The organism is Actinosynnema sp. NPDC023794 (assembly GCF_040639675.1).
Lineage (GTDB): Bacteria > Actinomycetota > Actinomycetes > Mycobacteriales > Pseudonocardiaceae > Actinosynnema > Actinosynnema luteola.
Window position 1 is genome coordinate 99,870 of sequence record NZ_JBFAFR010000006.1, and the last position, 16,304, is coordinate 116,173.

Below are 16,304 nucleotides of genomic sequence, written 5' to 3' on the forward strand. Positions count from 1 at the left end.
TCAAGAGCAGCCTAGGCGTTGCCTAGCGGGGCTTGTCGGCCAGGTCCTCCGGGTCGGCCTCGTCGCCCTCGTCGGGGTCGGCGTCCTCGACCAACTCCTCTTCGAGGTCGTCGTACTCGTCGAGGTCGTGGTCGAACTCTTCGTCGTCCTCTTCGCCGAGATCTTCGTCGAGCTCTTCCTCGTCGAACTCCTCGCCGTCTTCTTCCTCGTCGAACTCCTCTTCGAGCCCTTCGGCTTCCTCGTCGTACTCGGCTTCCTCGTCGTAGTCCTCTTCGTCCACGACGGCCTCCGGCTCCGGCTCGGCTTCCACCACGCGCGGCGGCCGGGGCCCGGAGAACCAGGCCACCACCGCGCCCGGCACGGTCACCCAGCCGAACGTCAGCACGGCCAGCAACCCGGCCGGGATGGTGACGGGGGTGAACACCCCACCGCCCAGCGCGCCACCGGCCACCGCCGCCAGCACCAGCGCGCCGACGCCCGCGGTGATCGCCGCGACCAGCACCGCGCGCACCCGGGCCCGCGGCGTCTCGGCCGCGTCGCGCAGCGAGAACCCGGCCACCACGCCGATCACGCCCGGCAGCACGAGCACCAGCGGCAGGTAGGACGCCTGTTCCTCGGGCAACGCGGCCAGCAGCGGCACGGCGGGCACCGGGCCGCCGACGAACTCCAGCGGGCCCACCACCGCCGCGCCGATCGAGAACCCCGAGCCCACCACGTACGACAACGCGCCGACCACCGCGTTCGGCAGGTACGCCAGGCACAGCAGCCAGATGCCGAGGACCGTGCCGATGGTGCCGCCGCTCTGGTCGAACAGGACCGCGGTGGTCGACCACGAGAACACCAGCCCGAGCGCCAGCACCAGCGCACCCGCCGCGACCAGCGCGAACAACGCCAACGCGCCCGTGCGCAGCCCGCGCCGCGCCACCGGGTCGACCCGCTCGAACACGACTTCCACCAGGCCGCAGCGCTGCGCGACGCCCGCGACGGCCGCCAGCCCGGACACCACCGCGCACCCGAAGAACGCCACCGCGGGCGTGGCCCGGACCGGACCCTCGTCACCCATCAGGAACGCGATCACGCTGCCGACCACGGCGTGCGCGCCGGCGATGCTGAACACCACCGACCGCGCCTGCAACGGCTCGAACAGCCCCAACCGGTCCGCCGCGCCCGCCGCCGCCCGGTACACCAGCAGCATCACCAACGCCGTCGGCAGCAGCGGCAGCAGGCCGAGCTGCCCGCCGTCGAAGCGCAGCGGCACGTGGTGCGCGACCAGCCAGCCCGGCGCGGCGGCGGTCAGCACACCGGTCGTCGAGAACGACGCGTGCGCGGCCGTCGAGGAGATCAGCGCCAGCAGCGCGGCGACGCCCGCGTAACCGATGACCACCGACCCGGCGGCGGTCATCGTGAGCACGCGCACGCGTTCGGCGCGGGAGAACTCGGGCGGGCGGACGGAGTCCGTCACGACACCGTGCGAGGTCGTTTGCTGCACCGACATCCTCCCACTGTCCCAGTAGCGGTGAGCCGTTCGGTCGAGACTCGCCGGACACGCGAAGAGGGGTGGCGCCCGGGTTCCGGCGCCACCCCTCTCACGACGTGCTCAGCCCTGCTGCGGGCCGCCGAACCCACCGGGGGGCGTGCCCTGGCCGGGCTGCTGGCCGGGCTGGCCGAACTGGCCGGGCTGCGGCATGTAGGACGTCGGCTGCGGCTGGCCGGGCTGCTGGACCGGCTGCTGCTGCGGCGGCGGCGCCTGCTGGCCGAACTGGCCGGACGGCGGGCCGAACTGCTGCGGCTGCTGGCCTTGCTGCGGGAACGCGCCGGACTGCGGGTTCCAGCCGCCCGGCTGGCCGTAGACGTTCGCGGGCTTCGGCTGGAGCTTCACGATGCCGGTCTCCAGCAGGAGGCTCATCACGACGGCCGCCGACAGCAGCAGCGACACGATCAGCAGCACGATCTGCATGCCCTGGACGTCGGCCTCGGTGGTGATCAGCCCCTGGAGCAGCCTGAGCGTGGGGATCAGCGCGATCGGCACCGCCGCGTACAGCAGGCCCTTGGGGGCCCGCGGCAGCACGGACAGGCCGGCGAGGATGCCCGCCGCGATCAGGAAGTCGTCGAACTGGACGTCGTCGGCGAACGCGAGCAGGAACGCGATCAGCGCCAGACCGGCGGCGACCAGCGGAAGGATGAGGTTCAGGTTCACACCCACCGCCGGCTGCGCCGGACCCGGCTGCTGCTGAGGGGCGCCGTACGGCTGGGACATGATGCGGTCTCCTCCACCTGCGGAACTGATTTCGGGTCGACAGAACGCTAGCCGATGCGCACTCTCCGACGGCGACCGGACCTCCGTGGTTCCCCCCAATGTGCGCATTGACTCGTCCCGGAACGCACTGAGGGCCACCTCCGGGGGAGGTGGCCCTCGATGTCGCGCACGAACGGCCCAGTGTCAGCCGATGGACTGCATGATCTCCCGCATCAGCGCGGCCGTCTCGCTCGGCGTCTTGCCGACCTTGACGCCCGCCGCCTCCAGGGCTTCCTTCTTCGCCTGCGCGGTGCCGGCCGAGCCGGACACGATCGCGCCCGCGTGGCCCATCGTCTTGCCCTCGGGCGCCGTGAAGCCCGCCACGTAGCCGACGACCGGCTTGGTGACGTTCTCCTTGACGTAGGCCGCGGCCCGCTCCTCGGCGTCGCCGCCGATCTCGCCGATCATCACGATCGCCGCGGTGTCCGGGTCGGCCTCGAAGGCCGCCAGCGCGTCGATGTGGGTGGTGCCGATGATCGGGTCGCCGCCGATGCCGATGGCGGTGGAGAAGCCGAAGTCGCGCAGCTCGTACATCATCTGGTAGGTCAGCGTGCCGGACTTCGACACCAGACCGATCTTGCCCGCGCCGGAGATGTTGGCCGGGATGATGCCCGCGTTGGACTGCCCGGGGCTGATCAGGCCGGGGCAGTTCGGGCCGATGATCCGGGTCTTGTTGCCGGTCGCCACGGCGTGCGCCCAGAACGCGGCGGTGTCGTGCACCGGGATGCCCTCGGTGATCACGACGGCCAGGCCGATGCCCGCGTCGATCGCCTCGATCACGGCCGCCTTGGCGAACGCCGGCGGCACGAAGATCACGGTGACGTCGGCGCCGGTCGCCTCCATGGCCTCGGCCACGGAGCCGAACACCGGCAGCACGTTGCCGTCGAAGTCGACCTTCTCGCCCGCCTTGCGCGGGTTCACGCCGCCGACGATGTTCGTGCCCGAGGCCAGCATCCGCTTGGTGTGCTTGGTGCCCTCGGCGCCGGTCATGCCCTGGACGATGACCTTGCTGTCCTTGGTGATGAAGATAGCCATCGTCAGACCCCCGCAGCCGCGAGCTCGGCGGCCTTGTCGGCCGCGTTGTCCATAGTGTCCACCACGGTGACCAGCGGGTGGTTGGCCTCGGCGAGGATCCGGCGGCCCTCCTCCACGTTGTTGCCGTCCAGGCGGACCACGAGCGGCTTGGAGGCCTCGTCGCCCAGGATGCCCAGCGCGGCCACGATGCCGTTGGCGACCGCGTCGCACGCGGTGATGCCGCCGAAGACGTTCACGAAGACCGAACGCACGTCGGGGTCGTGCAGGATGATGTCCAGGCCGTTGGCCATGACCTCGGCCGACGCGCCGCCGCCGATGTCGAGGAAGTTCGCGGGCTTGACGCCCTTGTGCTTCTCGCCCGCGTAAGCCACCACGTCGAGGGTGGACATCACGAGACCGGCGCCGTTGCCGATGATGCCGACCTGGCCGTCCAGCTTGACGTAGTTGAGGCCCTTCGCCTTGGCCTTGGCCTCCAGCGGGTCCTCGGCCTGCTTGTCCACCAGCGCCTCGTGGGCGGGGTGGCGGAAGGAGGCGTTCTCGTCGAGGGTGACCTTGCCGTCGAGCGCGACGATCTTGCCCTCGGGGTCGCGGACCAGCGGGTTGACCTCGACCAGCGTGGCGTCCTCGGAGACGAAGGTCTCCCAGAGCTTCACGATGACGTCGGCGACCTGGTCGGCCACCTCGGCGGGGAACTTGGCGGCGGCCACGATCTCGTCGGCCTTCGCGCGGTCGACACCGGTGATCGCGTCCACCGGCACCTTGGCCAGGGCCTCGGGCTTGGTCGCGGCGACCTCTTCGATGTCCATGCCGCCCTCGACGCTGGCCATGGCCAGGAAGGTGCGGTTGGCGCGGTCGAGGAGGAAGGAGAAGTAGTACTCCTCGGCGATGTCGGACGCGGGCGTCACCAGCACGCGGTGAACGATGTGCCCCTTGATGTCCAGACCGAGGATCGCCTCCGCCTTGACCTCGGTCTCGTCCGGGTTCTCGGCGAGCTTGACGCCGCCGGCCTTGCCGCGGCCGCCCGTCTTGACCTGGGCCTTGACCACGACGGTCTGGCCGAAGCGCTCGGCGATGGCCTTCGCCTCGGCGGGGGTGGTCGCCACGTCGCCCGGAAGTACCGGGACGTCGTGGGCGGCGAAGAGGTCCTTCGCCTGGTACTCGTACAGGTCCACTCGGGTCTCCTGCGACGTCGGTGTCGGACACCGCGTCCTGTTCGTGCGGTCCTCTCCAGGTCCCGGCGCTCCAGGCTGGTGCCTGGTGCGCACACGTACCAGGCATCACCTGGAACGCCGGCACAGCCGTGGGGGGACCGGCTCGACGCGGCTTCGCAAGACACTATCGACCGGTCCGGAGTCCACCGCACCCCACGCCCGTGAACTCCGTCATAGAGGTGGTGAGGTCGATCACCACGCCGGTGGGCCGACCACCTCACGACCGGTTCAGCGGGCCGTGCGCAGGGCCGCGGCGACGACGAACGCGGCCGTCGCGGCGGCGGCCAGCCACAGCCCCGGACCGGGGGCGGCCTCGGCGGCACGCGCGGCGGTGAGCGGGTACTCCCAGGCGCGGACGGCCGTGACGACGGCCGCGCCGAGCAGCAGCGCCGCGCCCCGGCTCGGCCTGGCCTTGAGCGCGACCACCGCCGCGACCACGACCGCGGCCAACGCCACCAGCAGGCCGAACGAGCCGACGCGCAGCCCGAACGCGCCGATCGCCACGTAGTCCGGCGCCCGCAGCACGGGCAGGCTGAACGCGCCGACCGCGAGCAGCGCGGCGATCAGGGTGGCGGCGACCAGCGGCAGCGCCGGCTCCGTCGTGGCCGTGCCCACCTCGTCCCGCTCGACCGCGCCGGCCAGGGCGGCGGTGACGGCGGCAGCCGCGGCGGCAACCACCGAGCCCGCGGTGAACCAGACGCCGACGCCGGGCTGGACCACGTCCACCTGCGTCGCGGTGAAGACGGCGTCGAGCGCGCCGGCGGCGCTCAGGGGGATGGTGGCGACGGCGACGGTGAAGGCGGGCCGGACGGCGGCCTTGGCCAGCAGCGCGGCGGCGAGGACGCCGGTGGCGATCGCGGCGGGCCACAGCAGGCGCGCGGCGTAGTCCGCGGGCGGCGGGAAGCCGTCGGGCAGGACCAGGTGGTCGGTCGACGCGCCGACCGCGGCGGTCGCGGCGGCGACCAGGCCGAACGCGCCGGCGATCACGTGCAGGCGGCGTTGGCCCGGCAGTTCGACGTCGTGCTCCCCGTCCTCGTCGTCCTTGACGGCCCGCTGCGGCCAGGCGAGCGCGGCGGCGGCGGTGAGGACCAGGAACGGACCGACGGCCGGGCCGACGGCGTCGACCGAGAAGGCCGTGGCGATCGGCGGCACGGCGAAGCCGAGCAGGACGGCGGCCAGGCCGAGCAGCCCGCCCCGGCGTGCCTCGTGGGTGGTGGCGCTGGCCGCGAGGACGGCGAGCGCGGGCGCGGCCAGGGTGACGACGAGGCCGCCCACCATCGGCAGCGTCGGCGAGTCGAGCGTCCCGTGCGCCGGGATCAGCGCGTCGGACGAGGTGAACGGCGCGGTGAACAGGCCGATGCCCGCGACGATGCCCGCCGTGGCCGGCAGGGCGAAGCTCGCGCGGTCGCTGCGCACGTCCGGTTCCGCGCCGAGGGTGGCCAGCGCGCCGGCCGCGATCAGCAGGACGTGCCCGGCCAGGAGCAGCCACAGGCCGATCGCGGGCGCGGGCGGGTCGAGGCTCGCCGCGCGCATCAGCTCGGGCCGGGCGGCGTCGATCGGGTCGACGAGGAGCTGCAGGTCCTCGAGCAGCCGGCCGACGGCGAACACGGCGGGCGCCACGAGGGCCGCCGCCGCGGTGAGCTCCTGCCCGCGGGCGAGGAAGACCGCCGCCAGGGCGGTCGGCAGCAGGGCGAGCAGCGCCAGCCACGGCCAGGCGGTGAACGCGGGCGGCGCGGAGCCGTCGACCACGCCGACGGCCGGAGCCACCGCGGTGAGGAGCGAGCCGGCCACGGCTGCCGCGACCGCCGTCCGGAGCCTCGTGCGAGTCGGTGAGACCGGTTCAGCGGTTCGCATCACCGGTCGGACGCTAGCAAACGGAGCAGGCGGCGGCGGGCGGCCGGTCGGGACCACCGGGGTTGTGAACAGCGGCCGTCGGGTACTGATCGTGGGTGGGGGCATCACCTACGTTCAGCCTTATGAGTGACGCGGCGCGGCGGCTCGTGGCGACCTGGTCGGGCCGGGTCGGCGCGGGCGTGGACGCCGGGCTGGGCGTGGCGGGCGAAGCCCTCGGTCTCGCGGGCGGCGTGCTCCGGGCCGTCGCTTCCCCCGGCGGCGTGCGGGGTGTGGCCGTCGAGGCCGCCTGGCTGGCCGCGCGCACCGTCCTCTACCCGTGGGGCGTGGCGGAGGAGCGGGCGAAGCCCGAAGGCCACTACCGCACCGACCGCCTGTCACCCCGCCGGCGCGGCCTCCTGGTTTCGGCCATGGACGCGGCGGGCACCCCGATCGTGCTGGTGCACGGCATCGGGGACAACAGGTCCGCCTTCGCAGTGCTGTCGGGGGCACTGCGGAGGCGTGGCTTCGCCGCGGTGCACGCGGTGAACTACAGCGTGCTGACCGCGTTGACGGGGGACGTCCGGCGGTCGGCGGCGCTGCTCGGGGAGCACGTCGAGCGGATCTGCGAGGAGACCGGATCGGACCGGGTGCACGTGGTCGGCCACTCGCTGGGCGGCCTGATCGCCCGTTACTACGTGCAACGCCTGAACGGGGACGCGCGGGTGCGGACGCTGGTCACCCTCGGCACCCCGCACGGCGGCACGTTGACCGCCTACCTGCTCCCCACGGCGCTGACCAGGCAGTTGAGGCCCGGTTCGGACCTGTTGGCCGAACTGTCCGAACCGTCCCGGCCCTGCCGCACCCGGTTCGTCGTGGTGTGGAGCGAGATGGACCAGGTGGTCGTCCCGCAGCGGAACGCCCGGTTGGAGCACCCGGCGTTGGTCGTCGAGGAGCATCGGATACGTGATTCAGGTCACCTTTCCCTACCGGTTGACACTCGCACCCTTCACCTCGTTGTGACGGCCATCACGCGTTCGTATGACAGTGCGGTTCACCCCATCGTGCCTGTACGTGAGGGGTTTTCGTAGCCCGCCCATGACCGTGAGTCACCAGTCATACGCGCGGATGTCCCACTGACCACTAAACGGGCATCCTCGGCTTCGGGGATTGCCCTTAGGGGCTCCGCGCCGTTATCTTCCCCCGGTCCGTTGTCACGGTCTGGTCACAAGCAGGACGACGAGCCGGTACCCCGACCGGCTCAACCGGGATCCCCCGCCCGGTAGTCCGACCGGACTCCCCGAAGACGGAAGGCCAGGTTTTGTCTCAACACCGCTCCCCCGGCGGCCATACGAGTTCTGCTGTGCTCGAAGAAGCGGTGGACCGCGCTTCGACCCGCACGGTGAGCACGCACCGGCTCCCGCCTCCGCCCTCGGCGCTGCGCGGACGGATCGTGGTCGCCGCGGTCGCCGTCGGCGCTTTCGCCGCCGCCGGCGCAGGGCAGACGCTCCACGCGCTCGGCTCCGACTCGCCGGCCTCCGCCGACGAGGTCACACCGCTCGCGAACTCCGCGGCCGACGGCGCCGCCGCGTTCGGCGTCGGTGGCACCGGCCCCGCCTCCCCGCAGGTCCTGCCCGTCGCGAAGACGGTCGACCCGGCGGCAGAGGCGCAGAAGCTCGTCAAGAGCCAGCACATCACCGAGACCCGCGAAGCCGAAGAGGCCGAGGCGCGTCGACCCAAGTTCGCCCGTCCCGCCGCCGGCGACTTCACGTCCGGCTACGGCGGCCGCTGGGGCGAGATGCACTACGGCATCGACATCGCGGGCCCCATCGGCACGCCGATCCTGTCCGCCGCCGATGGTGTCGTGATCGAGGCCGGTGCGGCAAGCGGTTTTGGCCTGTGGGTCAAGGTCGAGCACGCCGACGGCTCCGTGACCGTCTACGGCCACGTGGACAGCTACTCGGTGCGCAAGGGCCAGCGGGTCATGGCGGGCGAGCAGATCGCGCGCATGGGCAACCGCGGCTTCTCCACCGGTCCGCACCTGCACTTCGAGGTCTGGAACCCGGACGGCAAGAAGATCAACCCCCTGGGCTGGCTGAACTCCAAGGGCATCAGCGTCTGAGCCGATCCGGCTCGTCACAAGCGCAAGTGGAGGGGCCGGGCTGCTGAGCAGCCCGGCCCCTCCACTGTGCGGAACCGCCCCCCGAAGGTGATCCCCTCTTGCGGTCACCGCCCCGACGCGGCTCCCGCCCCTCTGCCTACCCCCGTAGGCACCCCCCGTGCCGCCAAGCGGCTCTCTCCGGCCGGTTCGCCCCGAACGACCCGGCCATCCACGCTTGTGACACCCCTATAGACGCACGTGCGGGATTCGGGTTGCACGGGAATTCGGCCACGTTCAAGTGAACACCGGTCGACCCCCAGGGGCCGACCGGGACACCTCATACACGCGTAAGGCAGCGAACTACGGCTGAGCGCGCCTCAGAGCTTCACGAGGGGCACGCCGCCGATGAGCATCAGCCGCACCGTCCCCGCGCCGCCGAAGTCGATCGTGGCGGTCGCACGGGGCCCCGAACCGTCCACGGCCACGACCCGGCCGAGGCCGTACTTGTCGTGGCTCACCCGGTCGCCCACGTCCAGCTTCAGCGCGGGCGTGTCCTTCCAGCCCGCGTTCGTCGGCGCCGGGCGCGGCGTGCCCGACCCCCGACCGCCGCCCCACGACGTCGGCGCGGACGGCGCGGAGCGCTTGGGCTCCGTCCGCCGCCAGTCCACGAGGTCCGCCGGGATCTCGTCCAGGAACCGCGACGCGGGGTTCGTCGACGGCTGGCCCCACGCCGAGCGCACCAGCGCCCGCGACAGGTACAGCCGCTTCTGGGCGCGCGTGATGCCCACGTAGGCCAGGCGCCGTTCCTCGGCCAGCTCCGTCGGGTCGCCGAGGGCCCTCATGTGCGGGAAGACACCGTCCTCCCAGCCGGTGCAGAACACCACCGGGTACTCCAGGCCCTTGGCGGTGTGCAGCGTCATCAGCGTGACCACGCCGTCGGACTCCGCGTCCGGCACCGAGTCGGCGTCCGCGACCAGCGCCACCCGCTCCAGGAACGCCGCCAGCGACCCCTCGGCGGGCAACCCCTCGTCCGGCGCCGGCGCAGCCGAGCCGAGATCGCCGAACTCGCGGGCCACCGTGACCAGCTCGTTCAGGTTCTCGACCCGGGTGTGGTCCTGCGGGTCCTCGCTGGCCTCCAGCTCGGCCCGGTAGGCGGTCTTCTCCAGCACCGCTTCGAGGATGTCGGCCACGTCGTCGCCGCGCTCGACCAGCTCGCCGAGCTCGTCCATCAGCTCGACGAACCCGGCGATCGCGTTGCGGGAACGCGGGTTGAGCAGCGGCACCTTGCCGGTCACCGCGTCGCGCAACGCCGCCGCGAAGCCGATCCGCTCGCGTTCGGCGTACATCGACACGCACGCCTCCGCGCGCTCGCCGATGCCGCGCTTGGGCACGTTCAGGATGCGCCGCAACGACACCGTGTCGTCGGGGTTGGACAACGCCCTCAGGTACGCCAGCGCGTCACGCACCTCGCGCCGCTCGTAGAACCGGACGCCGCCGACCACCTTGTAGGGCAGGCCGAGGCGGATGAAGATCTCCTCGAACACGCGCGACTGGTTGTTGGTCCGGTAGAACACGGCGATCTCGCCGTTGTTCGCCTCGCCGCCGTCCACCAGGTGGTCGATCTCGCGCGCGACGAACGCCGCCTCGTCGTGCTCGTTGTCCGCGACGTAGCCGACGACCTTCTCGCCGTCGCCGAGGTCGCTCCACAGCCGCTTGTCCCGGCGGTTCGGGTTGCGCGAGATGACCGCGTTCGCCGCGCTCAGGATCGTCTGCGTGGACCGGTAGTTCTGCTCCAGCAGGATCGTGGTGGCCTGCGGGTAGTCGCGCTCGAACTCCACGATGTTGCGGATCGTCGCGCCGCGGAAGGCGTAGATCGACTGGTCGGCGTCGCCCACCACGCACAGCTCGCCCGGCGGCACGCCGTCCTTGCCTGTGCCGATCAGCTCGCGGACCAGCGTGTACTGCGCGTGGTTGGTGTCCTGGTACTCGTCGACCAGCACGTGCCGGAACCGGCGGTGGTAGTGCTCGGCCACCTCCGGGTGGTTCTGCAGCAGCTCGACGGTCCGCATGATCAGGTCGTCGAAGTCGAGCGAGTTCGAGTCGCCGAGCCGGCGCTGGTAGCTCTCGTAGACCTCGGCGACGCGGCGCTCCAGGTCGTTGCCGGCCCGCTCCTTGGCGGTGGCGGCGTCGACCAGCTCGTTCTTCAGGTTCGAGATGTGGATCGCGAGCGTGCGCGCCGGGTAGCGCTTGGGGTCCAGGTCGAGGTCGCGCGCCACCAGCGTGATCAGCCGGCGGGTGTCGTCGGAGTCGTAGATCGAGAAGCTGGACGACATGCCGAGGGTCTTGGCCTCGCGGCGCATGACCCGCACGCACATCGAGTGGAACGTGGACACCCACATCGAGCGGGCCCGCGCGCCGACCAGGTCGGCCACGCGTTCCTTCATCTCGGCGGCGGCCTTGTTGGTGAAGGTGATCGCCATGATCTCGCCGGGGTGGACGTCGCGCGCGGCGAGGAGGTAGGCGATGCGGCGGGTGAGCACGCGCGTCTTGCCCGAGCCCGCACCCGCCACGACCAGCAGCGGGGCGCCGGCGTGCTCGACGGCCCGTCGCTGGGACGGGTTGAGGTCTTCGAGCAGCCGCGCGGACCGGGGGGAGGGGGGACTTGCGGGCAAGTCGAACAAGGCGCTCATCGCCTGTCCACGTTACCGGGTACCCCCGACAGTCCGTGGCTGTGGCATGATGAGCCGGTGCGCATGGCCCACTTCGAGTTTTTTTACGGGAACCGGACTCCGGCTCCCGTGGACCGCTAGCGCCGACAAGCCACCACGAAGCCCCGGAGTCCTCGGACCCCGGGGCTTCGCTGCTGCCAGGGCTGGGACTCCAACCAGAGTCGAGAGGTCGTCACCATGAACAGCACCGAAGCCGCACCGGACATCGACGCGTTGCGCCAGGAGATCGACCACCTGGACGCCGAGCTGCTGAGGCTGGTCAAGCGGCGGGTCGAGGTCTCCAAGATCATCGGGGCGGCGCGGATGGCCGCCGGCGGCACGAGGATCGTGCACAACCGGGAGATCGACGTGATCAACCGCTACAAGGACCTCGGCCCGGAGGGCCGGGACCTGGCGATGATCCTGCTCAAGCTGGGCCGCGGCCACCTCGGCAGGTAGACGAACAGACAGCCGTGCGGGGCCGCGCCGGTCAGCGGGCGAACGTCCAGTCGGTGAGCGTGGACCTGGCACGGGCCAGGTCCGCGTCCACCAGTTGGGTGTCGTCCGGCACGTAGGCCAGCGGGTCGTCCAGCAGGTCCACGCCGACCAGGCCCTCCACCAGCGCGTGCAGGCACAGCGCCGAGTAGCCGCGCAGGTAGCCGCCCTCCTGCGTGAGCACGGTCGGCAGGCCCAGCCCCGACACCGCCCGGCCGATGTCCCGGTAGCCGGCGGCGGTGAGGTTGTGCCTGCCGTTCGGGTCGAACGCGGAACCGTCGAACCCGGACGCGCAGACCAGGAAGTCCGCGCCGAACTCGGCCAACGCCGGGAACGCGATCTCCGCCAGCGCCCGCCGGTACGCGCCGTCGCCCGCGCCGAGGGACAGCTCGACGTTGACGTTCGAGGCCCCCGACTCGGCCGGCGCGCCGGTCTGGGCGTGGTTGGCGCCCCACGGGCCGTGCCGCATGTGCACCGACACCGTGAGCACGTCGTCGGTGTCGCGGAACACCTCCTGCGTGCCGTTGCCGTGGTGCACGTCCCAGTCGAGGACGGCGACCCGGTGTCCCGCGCGGCGGGCCGTCTCGGCGACCAGCGCGGCGTTGTTGACCAGGCAGTAGCCGTCCGCCATGGTCGGCTGGGCGTGGTGGCCCGGCGGGCGCACCAGGGCGTACGCCAGGCGCGTCCGACCGGCCGCGACCGCCTCGTACGCCGCCAGCGCGGTGCCCGCGGCGGCCCGGATCGCGTCCCACGAGCCGGGGCCGACGACGGTGTTCACCTCGACGGCGGTCCGCCGTTCGCACGCGGCCCGGAGCCCTGCCAGGTAGGACGGCGCGTGGACGCGGGCCAGCTCCTCGTCGTCGGCGAACCGGCCGCTCGACCAGGACAGGTGGGGCGCGACCGGCCCGTGCGCCAGCGCGTGCCGGAACGTGCGCAGCCGGGCCGCGTTCTCCGGGTGCGGTTCGGCCACGTCGAGCCACTCCCACCGGCCGGGCAGCTCCCACAGCCCCGTGCCGGTGTCGTGCTCGAGGCAGGCGTCGTGCCAGAAGACCTCCACCCCTGGGAGATATCAGGGCGATCACGGATGGTCCAGCGGGTTTGACCACGGGCACACTGGTGTCATGGTCATCGGTCTCATCACGGGCCTCATCGCGATCATCGGTGTGCTCGCCGCGCTGGCGCACGACGGTTACCTCGCGATGCTCGGTTCCGCCGCCAAGTCCAAGCGCGCCGCGGGCGCGCCCATCGCCCAGTACGTGCGCAGCCGGTGGACCGTCGCCGGGGTGACGACGATCATCGCGCTCGTCGGCCTGCTGATCACGTCGGGCGGCTCCACCTCGGGCGACATCATCGGCGCGCTGATCGCGGGCGGCGCCGGCCTGGCCGCCACCAACGCGCTCCAGAGCACCAGGAAGAAGCTGAACAGCGGGAGCTGAAGATTCACTCTTACGTGTGTCGCTGAGCCCCACAAGGCTGATCAGCGCAGCTCTGCGTGCACCCTGCACCTACTCTGAGGTAGTGGCGGGGTCCTCGGCGTCCCACCCCCATTCCCCGCGCCACCTGGAGCCACAGGTGGACTCGAGCCACCAGGTGAACCTCGAGGGCCGGCAGGTCGGGGGGCGGGAGGGGTCTGCACAGCATGGACATCGGGGAACCGGAACGGTCGGGTCGGCATCGGCTGGAGGACGGGGCGGCGATCTGGCTGCCCATGGGCGGGGAGTTCGACCACACACCGCCCGATCGCGCGGCGCGACCGGCGCCCGCGCCGCCACCGACAGCGCCGCCACCGCCGGACCCGTTCGTCGACACCGACCCCGTGGGGCTGCGCAAGTTCAACATCGGACTGGTGCCCGCGTCGGTGACGCCACCCCGGACGTGGAAGCGGGCCGCCTGGTTCACCGTGCTGTCGTCGGCCGGCGTCCTGGTCGGGCTGGCCGTCGCGGCGTCCAACCTGGTCGGCACGAACGGCCCGGCCGAGCGCATCGGGTTGCCCGGCTACCCGACCGACATGCCGCTGCTGACCGGCTTCCCCACCGCACCGCCCCCGCCCACCTCCTCCACGGCGGGCCGCGTGCCCGCCGAGGCCGTGGCGAACGGCCTGGTCCCCGCCGGCGGTGACCGCGTCGCCGCGGCGGGCAGCGCGTCGACCGGCGACCCGGTGGGCGCCCTGGGATCGGGGACGTCCCCGCACGTCACCACGGTTCCCGCGGAGTCCGCGCCGGTCGTGGACGCCGACGCGATCGCGGCGAGCACCGAGCTGTTCTACGAGGAGGTGGCGGCGAACTCCGACGGCGCGCTGACGCTGGTCTCGGACGGGTTCCGGGTGACGGGCGAGGTGCTCGACCTGGAGCGGGAGTTCGCGGACGTGACGCAGATCGAGGTGCGGGAGATCAGCGTCGACCCGACCCGGGGCATCACCGTGAGCACGTTGGACGTGACCCACGAGGACGGGTCGCGGACCACGGAGACGCGGGAACTGGTGTTCACCACCGGCGGCACGCCGCTGATAGACGGTGAACGGCGCGCGGGCGGCGCCTGAGACCACCGGGGGTGGGCATCGCTCCGTAATCCTTCCTCCGTTCGAGGTACGGGCGTCGACCACTAGCCGCCACGAACGAGTGAAGTCCCACGCTGAGCTGGATTCCCGCCGCTCCCCCACGGTACGAGTCTTGGCGACTACACGACCGAGGGAGTCGCCAGTGCAGCGCCCTACGACGAGCGGTCGCAGGCACAACCGCGCGGGTTCGGTCACCGTGGCGGAGCTGATCAGGAAGCAGCCCGCGCCGGTGCGGATCCGGTCCCGCGAGCAGGCCGCCACCCATGGCCTGATCACCGATCTGTTGCGTGAGGAGAACGACACGGCTCCCTCGGCAAGACGTCCCACCCGGGCGGCGAAGCTCGCCGGCGTGACCACCGGGGCGGTCGTGCTGCTCGCCTCGATCGCCGCCACCGCGGTCCTCGCGGGCAACCGCCCCGAAGGTCCCGACGGACCCCTGGTCGAGCCGCCCGCGGCGATCAGCGGGTCGTCCGCGCTGCGACCGGACCTGCTGTCGGCCCAGCTGGGCGTCGGTCGACCCGACCGACTACCGGCGCAGGCACGCCTGGCCGTCCCGTCGGCCGCCGACACGCCGCTGGAGCCGCCGAGGATGGTCCCGCCGCCACAGGTCGACGTCGGCCCGGAACCGGAGGTCGACATCGTGCGGAAGTTCTTCGAGCTGCTGCCCGCCAAGCCCTCGCAGGCGGCCCGGCTGCTGTCGCCGGAGCTGCTCGGCGGCAGCACGCGCGACTTCGTCGCGTCCTGGGGCCACGTGCAGGCGATCACGATCGAGTCGACGTCGCGGCGGCCGGACGGCGCGGTGCTCGCGGTGGTGTCGATGCAGGAGCGGACGGGCCGGTGGCTGCGGGTCGAGCAGCTCTTCCGGTTGACCGACACGAGCGTTCCCCGCATCGTCGCGACCGAAGTCCTATCAGCCCAACGGGGTTGACCCAGCGTAACCATCACGCCCCAGCTGTTCACTCAGCGTTCAAATAGCCCGTGATTCCGTAGGAAACTTCACTCAAAGGGGTTACGTAGACGGTCACGATTCGGTATCCATGGTCCCGGTCAGTAGCGCAACGCACTCCCCCGGGAAAGGTGTCCAGCGGTGTCGAACGACGACAAACGCCGTCGACAGGATGGCTCGACGGCCAAGCTGTCGGTCGCCGAACTGATCGCCAGGCGCGAGGCGGAGACGCAGCCGATCCCGCGGATCACCGACGGCGGAGCCGTCAATCGGGCAGCAGACGGCCGTGGCGCCAACCGGGCAGCGGACGGCCGTGGCGCCAACCGGGCGGTCGAGGACAGAGCCGCCGGGCGGAGCACCGACGACGAAGAGACCGTGCGCTTCTCCGTGGCCGCCCTCTCGGCCGCGGCCGGCAAGACCGGCCTCTCGAACCTCTCGGGCCGCGAGCTGCACATCACCGAGTTGCTGCGCCGTGAAGGCCGCGCCGGTGAAGAGGAGCGCGGCGGCGGGTTCTCCGTGCCGAAGCTCGTCGCGATGGCCAGTGGCGGCGTGGTGCTCGCCGGCACCGTCGCGTTCACCGCGACCAACCTGATGTCGTCCCCGGACGAGCGACCGCTGGCGGAGGTGCGCTTCGACGCCCGCCCGGCCGCCCGCGCCACCAACACCCTCACCAAGGACCTCGCCGCCGCTGCCGCCCAGCAGCAGGCGCAGCAGACGCAGGCCGAGACCACGACGACGACGCCCGAGCAGGCGCCGGAGACGACGACCCAGCGCACGCAGCGGCCCGCCACCCAGCAGACGACGACCACGACGCAGCAGCAGACGCAGCAGGCGCCGTCGAGCACGACCACGCAGCCGCCGAGCTCCAGCAGCCAGCAGACGACGACGCCCCCGCCGCCGAGCACCACGACGCCCGCGCCGCCGAGCGACAGCACTCAGCCGCCGTCGTCCTCCACGCCGCCGTCGTCCTCCACGCCGCCGCCGTCCTCGTCCAACCCGAGCACCCCGCCGTCCGACGACGGCTCCGGTCTCGACCTGGGCCTCGAACTCGACCTGGGCGGGATCCTGAACCCGATCGGCGGGTTCGACTTCTTCGCCCCGGCCAGCTGACCGCCTCACCGGCGT

The 16,304-nt window shown here is 72.2% G+C and carries 13 protein-coding genes and 1 pseudogene; 7 read left to right on the forward strand and 7 right to left on the reverse strand.

Features of this window, described 5'->3' with window-relative positions; genetic code table 11:
- Nucleotides 1–22: 22 nt before the first annotated feature.
- The 5 genes from AB0H12_RS15925 to AB0H12_RS15945 form a co-directional block, all read right to left on the reverse strand.
- On the reverse strand, nucleotides 23–1,495 hold the full coding sequence (locus tag AB0H12_RS15925; protein WP_499623608.1) for a cell division protein PerM: 1,473 nt from the start codon (nucleotides 1,493–1,495) through the stop codon (nucleotides 23–25).
- A 102-nt stretch (nucleotides 1,496–1,597) separates the two neighbouring features.
- A complete protein-coding gene (locus AB0H12_RS15930) occupies nucleotides 1,598–2,257 on the reverse strand; it encodes a DUF5336 domain-containing protein (protein WP_499623609.1) in 660 nt (219 codons plus the stop codon).
- A gap of 183 nt (nucleotides 2,258–2,440) precedes the next feature.
- A complete protein-coding gene (gene sucD, locus AB0H12_RS15935; RefSeq protein ID WP_499623610.1) occupies nucleotides 2,441–3,331 on the reverse strand; it encodes a succinate--CoA ligase subunit alpha in 891 nt (296 codons plus the stop codon).
- A gap of 2 nt (nucleotides 3,332–3,333) precedes the next feature.
- Nucleotides 3,334–4,503 (reverse strand): ADP-forming succinate--CoA ligase subunit beta, encoded by a 1,170-nt coding sequence (gene sucC / locus AB0H12_RS15940; protein WP_499623611.1) that lies wholly within the window; start codon nucleotides 4,501–4,503, stop codon nucleotides 3,334–3,336.
- A gap of 267 nt (nucleotides 4,504–4,770) precedes the next feature.
- Nucleotides 4,771–6,333 carry a hypothetical protein gene (locus AB0H12_RS15945; RefSeq protein WP_499623612.1) on the reverse strand — a complete coding sequence of 521 codons (1,563 nt, stop codon included), beginning with the start codon at nucleotides 6,331–6,333 and terminating at the stop codon, nucleotides 4,771–4,773.
- Nucleotides 6,334–6,518: 185 nt separating this feature from the next.
- On the opposite strand from AB0H12_RS15945, the gene AB0H12_RS15950 reads away from it, so the two are divergent.
- Nucleotides 6,519–7,463: an esterase/lipase family protein gene (locus tag AB0H12_RS15950; protein WP_499623613.1), complete on the forward strand. Its 945-nt coding sequence runs from the start codon at nucleotides 6,519–6,521 to the stop codon at nucleotides 7,461–7,463.
- Between the two features lie 272 nt (nucleotides 7,464–7,735).
- Nucleotides 7,736–8,494, forward strand: a complete 759-nt coding sequence (locus AB0H12_RS15955; RefSeq protein ID WP_499623614.1) for a M23 family metallopeptidase — start codon at nucleotides 7,736–7,738, stop codon at nucleotides 8,492–8,494.
- Nucleotides 8,495–8,850: 356 nt separating this feature from the next.
- On the opposite strand, the gene pcrA is transcribed toward AB0H12_RS15955, so the two are convergent.
- A complete protein-coding gene (gene pcrA, locus AB0H12_RS15960) occupies nucleotides 8,851–11,163 on the reverse strand; it encodes a DNA helicase PcrA (protein WP_499623615.1) in 2,313 nt (770 codons plus the stop codon).
- 186 nt (nucleotides 11,164–11,349) lie between these two features.
- On the opposite strand from pcrA, the pseudogene AB0H12_RS15965 reads away from it, so the two are divergent.
- Nucleotides 11,350–11,640 (forward strand): annotated as a pseudogene (locus tag AB0H12_RS15965) (chorismate mutase); the annotation flags it as partial.
- A gap of 31 nt (nucleotides 11,641–11,671) precedes the next feature.
- Here the strand turns inward: AB0H12_RS15965 and AB0H12_RS15970 are convergent.
- Nucleotides 11,672–12,733: an arginase family protein gene (locus AB0H12_RS15970; protein ID WP_499623616.1), complete on the reverse strand. Its 1,062-nt coding sequence runs from the start codon at nucleotides 12,731–12,733 to the stop codon at nucleotides 11,672–11,674.
- A 64-nt stretch (nucleotides 12,734–12,797) separates the two neighbouring features.
- Here AB0H12_RS15970 and AB0H12_RS15975 point away from each other — a divergent pair, with 64 nt between their 5' ends.
- The 4 genes from AB0H12_RS15975 (at nucleotide 12,798) to AB0H12_RS15990 (ending at nucleotide 16,289) form a co-directional block, all read left to right on the forward strand.
- Complete coding sequence (locus AB0H12_RS15975; protein ID WP_499623617.1) at nucleotides 12,798–13,112, forward strand: hypothetical protein; 315 nt, start codon at nucleotides 12,798–12,800, stop codon at nucleotides 13,110–13,112.
- 203 nt (nucleotides 13,113–13,315) lie between these two features.
- Complete coding sequence (locus AB0H12_RS15980) at nucleotides 13,316–14,215, forward strand: hypothetical protein (RefSeq protein ID WP_499623618.1); 900 nt, start codon at nucleotides 13,316–13,318, stop codon at nucleotides 14,213–14,215.
- A 160-nt stretch (nucleotides 14,216–14,375) separates the two neighbouring features.
- Complete coding sequence (locus AB0H12_RS15985) at nucleotides 14,376–15,161, forward strand: hypothetical protein (protein ID WP_499623619.1); 786 nt, start codon at nucleotides 14,376–14,378, stop codon at nucleotides 15,159–15,161.
- Between the two features lie 159 nt (nucleotides 15,162–15,320).
- Entirely contained in the window at nucleotides 15,321–16,289 is a 969-nt protein-coding gene (locus AB0H12_RS15990; protein WP_499623620.1) for a hypothetical protein, read from the forward strand.
- Nucleotides 16,290–16,304 lie beyond the last annotated feature (15 nt).

Coding starts and splice junctions, on each gene's coding strand:
- AB0H12_RS15930 (WP_499623609.1), bottom strand. CDS start 2,257: ATGTCCCAGCCGTACGGCGCCCCTCAGCAGCAGCCGGGTCCGGCGCAG.
- AB0H12_RS15975 (WP_499623617.1), top strand. CDS start 12,798: ATGGTCATCGGTCTCATCACGGGCCTCATCGCGATCATCGGTGTGCTC.
- AB0H12_RS15925 (WP_499623608.1), bottom strand. CDS start 1,495: ATGTCGGTGCAGCAAACGACCTCGCACGGTGTCGTGACGGACTCCGTC.
- AB0H12_RS15980 (WP_499623618.1), top strand. CDS start 13,316: ATGGACATCGGGGAACCGGAACGGTCGGGTCGGCATCGGCTGGAGGAC.
- pcrA (WP_499623615.1), bottom strand. CDS start 11,163: ATGAGCGCCTTGTTCGACTTGCCCGCAAGTCCCCCCTCCCCCCGGTCC.
- AB0H12_RS15950 (WP_499623613.1), top strand. CDS start 6,519: ATGAGTGACGCGGCGCGGCGGCTCGTGGCGACCTGGTCGGGCCGGGTC.
- sucD (WP_499623610.1), bottom strand. CDS start 3,331: ATGGCTATCTTCATCACCAAGGACAGCAAGGTCATCGTCCAGGGCATG.